Raw genomic sequence first — 12,477 nt, 5'->3', positions numbered from 1 at the left:
TGCAGGCGTTCTATAATATTAATTAGCGTTGCACTTGGTGTGTTAATCTAAGAAACATTTAAAATAGCCTTATTAGCCTTATCAATGACTTTGTTACTACAAGGTTGTGGTGACGATTCAGATTCAGACGGAATATCTACAGATGTCACGCAACCCGATCAACCTGATATAGATACCGAAATTGTTGGGATGTGGAATAGCGATGATACTGGTGATGGAGAATTATCAACAATAATATTCATGGATGATGGAACCTATATACAGACCCAGGTCGATGGTGGTCAGCTAACTAGTGACCCCAACAACGGTATGGAACTAGGAAGTTATAGTGTTAGTAGTACAGAAGGCAAACTCACCGCTACGCCTATTTTCGATAAAAACGGCACCTCTGGACTGTCAGACTCTACCATTCGCTATGCTCAGATATCTAACGGTAAGCTTACCTTGAAGGCAGATGAAAACGGAAACGGTATTATCGATAGTAATGAAAGCTATCGCTTCTCAGAAACTAAGTCTGAAGGTATCTTGGGGCCTTGGGATTTTGATGATGCCGATGAAGAAGAACTAGTTGGCTTGGCGTTCTTAGACAACGATACTTATATCCACGTGCAAGTTGATGATGAGGATGGTTCAGTCGATAATTTAGAAAATGGTATGGAATGGGGTAACTACACTGTTGATCCTGTTACTAATAAGTTATCTACTACGATAGTTTATGATGATAACGGGGATACTGGATTTTCAGAACCGCAAACACGTTACGCTCGAGTGACAGGTGATATATCACTTAGTATTGAAGTGGATGAAAACCGAGATGATATCATAGACGATGACGAGACGTTTGAATTCTCAAGACCTTAGTCTAGCAAAGTCAGAGACCTTCACGATCTCTGACTATCAGAGAATAGAGTTTGATTGCAATGACTCAATCTTTTTTAGACCATGGCAGAATTTGGTCTAAAACGTCGTTAACACTCAAAATTTACTCATAAAAACATTCAATCAATCAAATTTTGGCTGAATGCTTCAACCTAAGTTAATCAGCTTTGGTCTTACTCCGCCGGCAGCGCTCAGAACAATACACCACCTTGTCCCAATCCTTTTCCCACTTTTTGCGCCATGTAAATGGCCGCTGGCAGACGGGGCATGTTTTTTGCGGTAGGTTTATTTTTTTATGTGCCATGATTGCCTGTATTCAATGGTGGGCTTGTGGTGCGGTTTAGCCCTGATTGCAGCGGTTATCCTTGTCTGCTCGCTGGGCTGCGGGGGCTTGGCTAGAGGCGGTCGCTCGAATGTTGGAACGCCTCTGGCGATAGCCACCGCCCCAGTGAGCAGGCAAGATATGAGCGAAAAGCAGGATTGGCTCCCATACTTTCGTTAGACACTACCATTACTCGCACAATGTTTAACCTCGCCATCACTAAATGATTTAGGGCGTGTCCTCATTTTGAAAATGGTGATAAAAATGAGATAAATTGCCGCCAAACAAGGAAAATAGCGCAGATAATATCAGGATATTAGTCAGTTATTTGACAACGTTTGGCAAATATTTAGCCATTTTTAGCCCATTTAAAGGTGACTGTTCGAATTGAGGACACGCCCTAGTCATAATCATCAAAGATTTTATTTAGCTTGTTCAGACTATTGACGATCAGCTTGCCAGATTGGTCGGTGCTGCTATCAATCGCCAGTTTTTCATCCAGGCGCATGGTCAATGGCGATAGTGCCTCTTTGAGTGCGTTTGCCATCAGCACAGTTTGTCGATCGACATCCTGCACATCGCTCGCTACGGCTTGATCATCATCACTATTAACCAAACTGTCTGCCATATTTTGCGCTAGCTGCTCTACCGCATTGACCAACTGCATCATGAGCTGCTTTTGACTGTCTTGGTTTTGCTTCAGCTGCTCGCTTTCTGCCTTTTCTGCATTGTGATCGTGTTTATAGATCTGTATCAGCTGACCCATACTCTTCTCAAAGCCACTATCGATACTGTCGCTGACGACTTTGGCATTATTAATCACGCTATCTGCGAGGATTTTTTGTGAGGCTAACTGCGCATTCAACTGCTCTTGCTGACCTGCTTCTCGCAAGCGAGCGATGTGCTCTGGATCATTTTGCGTTAAGTACTTGTCAAACTGGCTACTGATGGCATTAAAGCCATTCGCCAAGTCGACCAACTGAGCGACGATACGTGCGCCCGTATCACCATCTTCACCGCCAATCGCTTTGTTACGTAAGAAATCAGCCTTGATCTGCTCCCAACGTGCTTTTTCTTCTTCGGTCAATGTGCCCCGCATCTCTGCAAGCTTGAGCAAGTTGCTCTCAGCACCTGAGGTGAGTAACTGCGATTCGCCCAGATAATGGTCGTCTATCAGCTGATTTAGCTCACTTTCATTCATGACCGCCGATAATTTTTCAGTCATCTTATTCATATTACGATAGCTGCCTTGCAGCTTAAATATCGGCTCGACACGGTATTTATCATCTTGCGAAGCAGAAGCGATATAGGCTTGGTTGACATCGAGAATGACAGATTGCACTGCAAACATATGACGCAAGACAGCGATGATCTCATTGATCTCAGAAGTGCTATACGGGTAGGTCAACTCGCTGCTCTGTGCTTGGGCGAGATTGGCATTGTCTGCTTTTGCCATTTTGATCAGGCGATGGACATCCGCCAAATCACGATTGGCTAATGGTGCGAGGACAGCGTTAGACGTCAATGAGTTTTCGATATAACTCAGCGCAAACACATCTTCCATGCCGCTCATGATATCGCCTAAGTTGTAGATATCGGCACGGTTGGCGAGCATATCTGGGACTTTGAAGGCTTCACCACTTTCGGTATAGGGGTTACCCGCCATGACCACGCAGAATTTTTTACCACGCATGTCGTAGGTCTTGGTCTTACCTTGCCAGACACCATCGATACGGCGCGTGCCATCACCGAGTGAGATAAACTTCTGCAAAAACTCAGCGTGCGTATGCTGAATATCATCAAGATAGAGCATGACGTTATTGCCCATCTCAAAGGCAAGGTTGATTTTATTCAGCTCTTCGCGAGCGGTCGCATTGGGCGCTCTTTCAGGATCTAATGAGGTGACATCATGACCGAGCGATGGACAGTTAATCTTCATAAAGATTAGGCCCAGACGGTTTGCCACGTACTCCATCAACGTGGTCTTACCGTACCCAGGCGGAGATATCATCATCAGAATACCCATCAAATCGGTACGCTTATCTTCACCGACCGTGCCCATTTGCTTGGCAAGGTTATCACCGATGAGTGGCAGATAGCTCTCATTGATCAGACGGTTACGGACAAATGAAGATAATGGACGCGGCATAAACTCGTCCAGTCGCAAGGTTGCTTTTGAATCGTGCAATATCTCCGAGCGCATGGACAAATAACGTCTATAAGCAGGAATGACCTGCGTCTCATGTTGATGCAGACGGTTTAAAAAATCATCGACTGCAAAACTCAAGGTCTGCTGATGGATACGTGCGTGCTCACCCAACAGCTTGTTTACTTGTATCTCTAGCGATACCTTACCAATGCTGCGCTCAAAGCCTGGTACTTGGTTGAGCGGATTATTGATACTGGTCAATGAGGAGGCAGCGGAGAAGGACAAGGCGGAAGTAGCGCCTACACTTCCTGTTTCTTTGTGACCTGCTCCTTTATAACCTGCTCCTGTATTAGAAGCATTTTTATTAATGCTCGCACCTGAGTCTATCAGTCGTTGCACCAGACTCTCACGCTGGGCATCGTTTAGCTGAGTCAGTAACATCGCAATCGCTTCAGGCACATAATGGCGCCCACTCTCGAGTTGCTGCTGGCATATGGCTGACTTTTCTGCAATCTCGGCAAGCTGTTCTTCACTGAGCTCGCCGTTTTCATCGGTACCATCAGCTGCTGCATTGGCCGAGTCAGTATTACCGTAAGTCTTATCAAGTAACGCATGAAACCATGTTGCCAATAACTCATAGGCGGATTTTGGCTGAAAACCAAGCTTGCCAACTGAAGACTGTAGTTGCGCATAACTGGTGGCAGCTTGCGTGCTACAGTTTGCACCATCGAGTGTTTTTTGCAGTTGCTCACACAGCTGCTGAGCTTGTTGACTGGTTTGCCAGTTTATTTTATGCGTACTGGTATTATGGGTAACAGCTTGCATTGACTGTCCCATGACACTAACCAGATACTCGCAGGCCAGAGGTACGTGGCTTTGTTTAAAGATATTTGCGTTACGAATGTCGCTGGTTTCTGATGTTGTATTAGCCGCTGAATTCGAGTCTACATTGGCATTCATCTGACTTTCGCCATCTGCATATACACTCACGAAGCCGCTCATCACTTGGCGCATGTCTTCGACCAGTAGCGACTTTGCCGTATCACTGCCCAACGCACGGCGTAGTTGCTCAGCAGTCACAGCTCTGTCCATCCAATTGCTCACTCTCGTGAGTATTGAATCATCCAGCCAAGCACCGTAATCAAACTGATGAAGGCTATCTAAGCCCAGCGCTTGGACGAGATTGAGTTGCCAATAAAACATCTGAGCCAGCGCCCGGACTTGCGGGGTATAAATTAGCAGCCCAGCCTCTCGCAAAGTCGGTAATATCTGCATCAATAGTAACGTGGCATCATGGTCATGAATGCCTTTGTCATAGCCAAGCTGATAGCGAGGCGTGGCATATGCCTTGACCAGTCTTGCCAGCGGGCTATCGTTATCTATATCGCCATTGACATCAAGCGTGACGATCGTGTCGTCATATGCCTGATATAAGCGTGCTTCGGTCAAACCCTCTTGAGCGTTTTTAGCGCTTTCGATGATGCTATAGGCTAAGTATTCCGCTCGATAGACGACATCAGACTCCGAAGCGATATTCATATCCCAATAAGGGCGCAAGGCATTTAGCTCGTCGTTATTCAGTACTTCATAATAATCCGTGCCAGTTAAGTGCAAATTTAGCACAGAATTGCCATCTGACTGCTGCCGACTCAGTAAGGTTAAATCTAATGGCTGAGTATTGACCGAAAAACGGTGCTTACCTAATTTGATGATCTGACCACCTTCTTCAAACAAGTCAGACTTGTCTTTTAGGCTTTTATAACTTTCAATTTGAATCGCTTTTAGACGTGCGTCGATGTCATCTGCCTTGACGCTAAAGTCCATCGCTTGTAATTCTTTTGCGATGTTTCGAACTTTTTGCACCAGCCCATCCGAGGCAAAATACGTGTTTAACGCCTCTTCTTCGGTAAAGCCTATGACGCCAGTGCTTTGCGTGCGCTTTTTGATACTCTCAAGCATACGCAGCGCACCATCGCCGAGGTTTTGCGCTTTGCGGTTGCGGGCATCGAGCAATTGCTGCTTATGATTTTCAAAGGTCTCGTAAATCTCTTCACGCTTACTGATGATATCTGTTAAAAACTGATCGCCACTATTGGTCTCTGGATCTGCAAACTGGCTTTCAAGCTCCTCTAACTGTACTAGCAACTTTGCCATTTGCTCATCTGATTTCTCAGGGGTATTGGCAATAGATAACGCATTGGCAATCGACTGCCCAAACAGCTTAAACTGCGCACCAAATTGCGCCACAGCCTCAGCCGAGCCTAAGTTTTTACGCTTATGATTAAGCTTGGCTTTACTCTGATTGAGACTGGCATAAATGGTCGATATGTCATCGATAATTTGTGTTCGCACCGTGGCGTCAGCGACATCTAATGTGCCCAGCAACTCGGTTAGCAGATCTAACCCCTGCGCTGTTTCATCGATTTGGTCTAATACTGGCTTTAGCTCCGCATTGGTTTCAGCGGTATTTAAGCGCTCACTGACATCAGCCAATATGCCTTCGTAGCTTGATAGTGCCTCTTCACCACTCAAAAACAGCACAGTTTTTTCAGCCAACTCGCTCTCGGCTTTTTCTAGTTGCGACTGCAACGCTTGTAGCTTTTCGCTGTCTAAATAACGCAAATCCTCCAAGCTAATCAACCGCCCTTTCTGGCGTCTGAGTGTCGACAGCTGATCGACATAATCAGCGGCAGACTCAAAACTCGTAATGCGTATCTGCCGCAAAATCTCATTCTGCTGAGAGTCGGCGTCGGCCAATGCCGTTTGCGTTTGCTTTTGAATGCTTTGTACTTTAGCAAACTCATCGATTACCAACTCAGCGGTGGCTGTCACTTCTTTAATACTCTCTGCGACCTCGCCAAGCTCAGGCTCAGACAACCAGTAATAACTATCGAACAAGCGACTGGCATGATCTGCCAATTCTTCATAGAGTTTTTGTGATACGCTTTGGTTGTCAATCAGGCGAGTAATGCTATAGAGATCGGAGATGCCGCGCACCAGTTCTTTATTGCCGATTTTGCCATAAAAGCTTGTGCTTTCAGGCAATTCACTGACGTACTCGTGTGAAGCATAAGGCGTGTGCCAGATCTGCATCGGGTGAATGCGCGATGGTTCACTTTGGTCACTGAACAACACCAAGCGCCCATTGTCCGCCAAGGCCATACCGTTGCAATAGATCGGGTTTGCCAGTTGTTTTTTGATGAGATTATAAGGAAATAACCCGGTAATACCTAAGGCCACATCATAGAATAAAAATAAGACGTCTTCACCATTGGGAGATATGATTTTGCGTTTAAATGCTAAGTTTTTGCCGTCGTCATCTTGAGCATCAAACAGCTTGTATTCACCTGTTTGCAGATAGTAACCACCGGGGAAAATTATACCGTGGTCTTCTGGTAGCTGGACACAGGACTGCCCTAATGCATCTAGACGAAGCACCGCTTCGGTCAAAGTGTTATAAACAAAATACCGATAGCGCTCCTCGCGATACGGCAATACTTTGAGCAATATTAAACTGCCAACTTTGGCATAAGCGATCTCTGCATCGGTCAGCGATTGGGTACGATCCTCCACAGACTCACTATAGATACCCTGCCCTGACTCGGTATTATCCTCAATTTTAATGGTCAAATCGCCGCCAACGGTCTCCACAAATACCGTATCTAAAATATTCATGTGCGGGTATTTGCCATTGATCATTTGATCACGTGTGGTCTCAACCCAATCAAAGTCATAAGCGGGCGGCAACTCGATGTCGCGCTCGCCTCTGTTGTCTATATAAGTAACTCGATCGGATTCTGGCGTGCCGTCACTAAAATTTAACGCAAAGCGAAACACCCGAATATCGGTGATGCGCTCGCCTATCTGAAACGCCAACAACAGCTTGCTGTCTTTGACGATCAGTTGAATTAGGCGGGTTTGTTTGTAATAGCGATATAACTCATCAAAATCTTGGACGAAGGCTTGTTGATCTAAAAAAGTCCCCTTTAAGTCGACTGCCTCAAGCTGGTATTCTGACTCTGAGCGGTCTGCGCTGTTTGCACTGTTTCCACCGCCATCGTCCATATCTGCTGGCGCTATCAATCGATACAGCGACAATACATCTGACACATTGCTCGCGCGCTTGAGTCCCATAAATACATTATAGCCAAACAGCAGATAATCGCCGACTTGCACCATATCCTGCGCGACACAGTTGTGTTCGGTGCGAATACGCGTACGGGCAATGACTTGCATTTGCGTACTACCAAACTCATTTAAGCGCGCAGTATTTAGCGTGGCAGTTTGTTGCTCTAGGCGGCTGCCCTGCTCCGTCAGCCGTTTTTTAATCAGCTCATAAGCGTTGCCTGAAGCGACGGCCTGATCGGTTTGCGCTGCCTGGTTTTGATTGTTGTCTGTATTGGTTGAGTTTTGGGTATCCGCCATCGGTGCTCGTCCATTTTTATTTTTGGGCAATTTTTTTGCAATAAGGAAATGTTATAAAACCACACTTGGCTAACCTAAAAAAACAACAGCCGTCATGTATTTTTTTAGATTAGCCAACTCAAGGTTGAGTTGGCCAACATTCAGTTGAGTAACGTTAGGGCGTGTTGAAGATTCGACCATGGCACTGACAGAGCGTATTTTTTAGACGATTTGAAGATAAAAAAAGTAAGTATAGTCATTCTATACGTCTATTTTTATCAATAAAGCGGCAAAAAATACGCCTGTCCCAACAATTTATTGATAGAAAGTGGTCTGATGTTAAAATTGTTCTATACGGCGTTGCAAGTCTTGCTAAGGTATTAACATTATCTTTAACTTGCGCCTTGTCTGGAACAATTTTAGTCATCAGCAGTGCCTATTTGTGAATGTTCAACACGCCCTAATTTAAATAACAAAAACACGCCCTAAACAAGCTTACTTTACAGCAGCTTATTTGACGTCGTCGTTCGTTTGATTGGTGTTTTTCATCGCTTGACTCGCCATCACACCGTTGATGATGCCGCTTAGCGTGTCTGACTTACCAGCCAGACCGTCAATGGCCTTACCAATTGACAGTGACTTAGCAAAGTTATCAAAGAAATGCGCTTCGCCGCCGACAATATCAATCTGAGCTTTTTCTAAGGCAACTGCCAACACTTCCGCATTTTCTTTGGCAATTTCCTTACCTGCGTCAATAGATGCCATTGCTTCTTGCAGCGCAGTTTCTAGCCCCATGCGGAACTCTTCATGCTCACGTGCTTCTTTGCTCATGCTACCCATGGCATTGAATTTTTCGACCAGACCATCGGACTCGGCTTGGAAGTGCGCACGTGTGACCTCGGCTTTTGCCAGACCGACTTCACGCTCGGCTTTGGCATTTGACTCACCACGAGCGGCAATAACTTGCGCATCCGCCATACCGATATCGCGCTCGGCTTTGGCGTTTGACTCACCGCGTGCTGCGATAACCTCAGCATCTGCCATGCCTTGCTCACGATCTGACTGTGCTTGTGCCTGTCCAGTTGCTCTAACCACATTGGCTTTAGCAATGCCTTCTTTTTCCAGCGAACTGGCTTTGGCTTCTTGAATCGCTGCTTCAGCGAAGCCATGCGCAGACTCTTCTGCCTTGATCCCTTCGGCAAGCTTAACTTTGGCTTCAGCATCTTTCGCTGAGGCTTCAAGGTTGGCATTGGCAAGCGTAGTGATTTCAACCGCTTTGTGCTTGGCTGACAACTCTTCTGCTTCCGCTTTTTTGACTTGGCGAACTTTGAGCTCTTCCGCATCCGCTTCAGCTGCCAGTACGCGCGTTTGTTTGGCACGTTCTGCCTCACTCACTTCACGTACTTCTTTGATACGTTCTTCTTCTTGAGCCACTGTCTTATCGACTGCGATACGCTCACGAATGACGTTGGCGATTTCTTTTTTCTCAAGCTCGATCGAACGCTCGGCTTCGATACGCTGCAAGTCAACTTCACGCTCACGTGAGACAATTTCCAGCTCACGAGCGCGGGTGACTTTTTCTTCTTCGATCACCACCGCACGCAGGCGGTTTTGTTCAGCAACTTCGATCTCACGCTGCTGGTTTTCACGTTGAATAGCCAGATCTTGCTCAACGATGATGATGGCCGTTTCTGACTTTTTACGCTCTTCCTCTTCGATCTTACGCGTCTCTGCTGTTTCACGCGCTATCACAGAAGAGATTTCACGCTGCTGCTTGGCTTCTGCATCTGCTTGCTGACGCTCCAGCTCCAACATCGCTTCGACAGTCTCAACGTTTTTCTTTTTGACGGCAAGCTCTTCATCACGCTCTAGCTCATTGGTGATGACATTTTGCATGGCCGTCAATTGCGTGATCTTTTTAATACCTTCTGAATCTAAGATATTACTTGCATCTAATGACACTTTTGGTGTTTGCTCTAAGAAGTCAATCGCCACATCTTCTAAGATATAACCATTGAGGTCATTACCGATTTCTTGGACGATACTGTCACGGAACTCGCTGCGGTTTTCAAACAGTTTGACAAAATCAATCTGCTTACCCACTGTCTTCAACGCTTCTGAGAACTTAGCATTAAACAGCTCATTAACAGCGACTTTATCTGAGGCTCTCTCAACACCCACCGACTTGGCAACTTTTAAGACGTCTTCTTCTGTTTCATTGACACGCAAATAAAATGCCACGGTGATATCAGCACGCATGTTATCGGCGCAAATAAGACCTTCTTTGCCACGCCTATCGACTTCTAAAGTGATAAGCGAGATTTTCATCAATTCTTTTTTATTGATGACAGGCCAAACAAAGCCACCATCAAAACGCACAGCAATCTTGCTAACACCATTGATAATCAATGCTGTCCCTTGCTCCACCTTGTAATAAAAGGCTTTGAGCATCACAAGTGCTGCCATAACAAAAACAAACGTCAGCACAACAACCACGCCGACGATGATGAGTATGTCCATATTCCTTCCTTTAATTAAAACGTTGCAAGTAATTAAAACGTTGCAAGTAATTAAAACATTGCAAGCAAGTTTAAAGCCGTTAAAAGCATTCCTACTACGAGAGTTTACAAAGAGCGAGAGCTTACAAAGAGCGTGTTTTTCGATTAATTCGATTAAATAGTAATCGTCTAAAAATCATTGAGTCGTCATAATAGCGAGTCGTCGTAATTAATAGGCTTTACCTTTCATATATAAAGTAACTGCTCAATACGATTGGCTTGGTTTACTTAGTGGTCGTCTTTGACAGCGGAAACTCGGTACGCGTTGGCGTCGCTCAGATACTCTACCAACACCACTTTGTCGCCTTTTTTTAACAAGTTATCTTTTTTTAGCACGTCGCCCTTTTTCAGTAAGTCACCATTGATATCCAAGCTCTCATTGGTATTCAAATTCTCACTGATATCTGGACTGTCTGACCGTATTTTCAGAATCAACCCTGCACCACCATCGTTCAGTTCAGCCTCGCCATGCTTGTCTGTGACAGTCAGCGTGCGCACCACCGCAACTTTACCTATATTGCTGGAGGCATTGCGCTTGGGGATTTTTGCGATATTTCTGCGAATCGGCGAGATAATGAGACCTGTCAACCACATGGATACCACCAACACAAAAATAAGCGCACCCGTGCCAAACAGATAATATAAAATGCCTGACTCAACGTTTTGATGTAAAAAACTGGCATAAAGATAACTAAGCACCCAACCTATTAAGCTGATCAAGGTCAAAATGATGACTAGCGGTACACCATAAAGACCAAACTTGAGCATCAGCCCCGTAAAAAATCCAGTCGACGCCAGATTGGAGACTTCAACATCACCACCTGGATCACCCACATCCACAGTATCCATATCGGCCATACCGAGCAAAGACACTACCCAATATAAGGTGACAAACATCACCAGCCCCGTAAAAATAACGGTCGGATACATACCGATCTTAGTGATGAAAACTGCAAAAGACTCTTGCATCAAACGCGCACTCCTTTTTACGGCAAAAGATCAAATCTTGATGGACCAACCTTGACAGATAGACTAAAACAACTAACTTATGTTCTTTACTGTCAATTGTATATAGTTTTTAACACAAAGCATAAGCTTCGTCATTACCGGCTCCAGACTGGCGAGCGCATGACGCCACCATTTTTACTGCTGATGGTATAGTTAGGGTTGCCATCAAATGAATGGATAACCAAACCACCTCGACGCTGACCATTCACTATCGAAATCGCTGTTGGATAGACTGCATACTGTCCTGAGGGGGATAACCGCGCCGGCTCATCTAAGCCTGTCTCAGCTAGATTAATGATCTGCCCTGTGGCGAGCGTCATGACCGCTGCTTGACGATCATTGAGATACGCTAAGCGCTGACCATCTAAGCTCAGCTGCGGACTCGCGGCATAACCTCCATCTGAAATGCGCTCAGCACGACCAGTCGCAAACACATAACGATACACACTTGGACGTCCAGCACGCACTTTGTCACTGACGTAGACAAAACTATTGCCGTCAGGGGCATAGCTCGGCTGTACTTCGGTACTAGTCAATGTGGTGAGTTGTCTGGCATTGCCATTTCTCAACTGCATTTCATAAATATCAGCATTGCCACCGACCGTCGAGCTGTAGAGTAACTTTTCACCATCTGGTGAAAAAGATGCAGATAAGTTACTGCCTTCTGCATTGACGATCAAACGCCGTGTACGAGTGCTAGGCGCATAGATATAGATTTTTGGGTGCTGACGTACTGCTTGTTTGCTATATGCCAACAGCTCACCATCCGCCGACCATGCAGGCGCATAAATATAGCCCTTAATTTGGTCAATTAATTGGCGATTGCTACCATCAGGCGAAATGCTATATAGGCTGGATACTTTATCTCGTCCTGATCCCTGTTCTTCGACGAATGCGATGTGACCTTGACGATCTATGGTTGGCATTTGAGCGGTCAGTGAATGGTTGATGATACTTACGGTAGGGTTTTCTATTATTGTTTTACTAGTAGGTACTGCCTGACAACCAGCTAACACTACAAATATGCTGATAACGACTGCTTTTTGTGTCGCGATTAGATTCATGGTTTTCTCTACCATCGTTGTTTGAACTTATATTTTCTTAATCTTATATTTTCTTGAGTTAATAGCAGCCATCAGTCTGGATTACACCATTCG

At 45.4% G+C, this 12,477-nt stretch carries 6 protein-coding genes; 1 reads left to right on the top strand and 5 read right to left on the bottom strand.

Going from position 1 to position 12,477, the window contains the following annotated elements; genetic code table 11:
- The first annotated feature begins 84 nt into the window (after nucleotides 1–84).
- Nucleotides 85–861: a hypothetical protein gene (locus L0J61_RS04760; protein WP_301465186.1), complete on the top strand. Its 777-nt coding sequence runs from the start codon at nucleotides 85–87 to the stop codon at nucleotides 859–861.
- A 175-nt stretch (nucleotides 862–1,036) separates the two neighbouring features.
- On the opposite strand, the gene L0J61_RS04755 is transcribed toward L0J61_RS04760, so the two are convergent.
- The 5 genes from L0J61_RS04755 to L0J61_RS04735 all read right to left on the bottom strand — a co-directional run bounded on the left by L0J61_RS04755 (nucleotide 1,037) and on the right by L0J61_RS04735 (nucleotide 12,384).
- Nucleotides 1,037–1,183: a DUF2256 domain-containing protein gene (locus tag L0J61_RS04755; RefSeq protein WP_301465185.1), complete on the bottom strand. Its 147-nt coding sequence runs from the start codon at nucleotides 1,181–1,183 to the stop codon at nucleotides 1,037–1,039.
- Nucleotides 1,184–1,601: 418 nt separating this feature from the next.
- Nucleotides 1,602–7,775, bottom strand: coding sequence for a DNA repair ATPase (locus tag L0J61_RS04750; RefSeq protein ID WP_301465184.1), 6,174 nt, complete (start codon nucleotides 7,773–7,775; stop codon nucleotides 1,602–1,604).
- 489 nt (nucleotides 7,776–8,264) lie between these two features.
- On the bottom strand, nucleotides 8,265–10,274 hold the full coding sequence (locus L0J61_RS04745) for a hypothetical protein (protein WP_301465183.1): 2,010 nt from the start codon (nucleotides 10,272–10,274) through the stop codon (nucleotides 8,265–8,267).
- A gap of 266 nt (nucleotides 10,275–10,540) precedes the next feature.
- Nucleotides 10,541–11,281: a hypothetical protein gene (locus tag L0J61_RS04740; RefSeq protein ID WP_301465182.1), complete on the bottom strand. Its 741-nt coding sequence runs from the start codon at nucleotides 11,279–11,281 to the stop codon at nucleotides 10,541–10,543.
- 134 nt (nucleotides 11,282–11,415) lie between these two features.
- On the bottom strand, nucleotides 11,416–12,384 hold the full coding sequence (locus tag L0J61_RS04735) for a Xaa-Pro aminopeptidase (RefSeq protein WP_301465181.1): 969 nt from the start codon (nucleotides 12,382–12,384) through the stop codon (nucleotides 11,416–11,418).
- Nucleotides 12,385–12,477 lie beyond the last annotated feature (93 nt).

Origin of the sequence: Psychrobacter sp., from assembly GCF_030457785.1 — a bacterium.
Classification (GTDB): Bacteria; Pseudomonadota; Gammaproteobacteria; order Pseudomonadales; family Moraxellaceae; genus Psychrobacter.
The sequence above is the reverse complement of the archived record's forward strand: the minus strand, read 5'-3'. Positions and strand labels throughout refer to the sequence as shown.

Coding starts and splice junctions, on each gene's coding strand:
- L0J61_RS04755 (WP_301465185.1), bottom strand. CDS start 1,183: ATGGCACATAAAAAAATAAACCTACCGCAAAAAACATGCCCCGTCTGC.
- L0J61_RS04740 (WP_301465182.1), bottom strand. CDS start 11,281: ATGCAAGAGTCTTTTGCAGTTTTCATCACTAAGATCGGTATGTATCCG.
- L0J61_RS04750 (WP_301465184.1), bottom strand. CDS start 7,775: ATGGCGGATACCCAAAACTCAACCAATACAGACAACAATCAAAACCAG.
- L0J61_RS04735 (WP_301465181.1), bottom strand. CDS start 12,384: ATGAATCTAATCGCGACACAAAAAGCAGTCGTTATCAGCATATTTGTA.
- L0J61_RS04760 (WP_301465186.1), top strand. CDS start 85: ATGACTTTGTTACTACAAGGTTGTGGTGACGATTCAGATTCAGACGGA.
- L0J61_RS04745 (WP_301465183.1), bottom strand. CDS start 10,274: ATGGACATACTCATCATCGTCGGCGTGGTTGTTGTGCTGACGTTTGTT.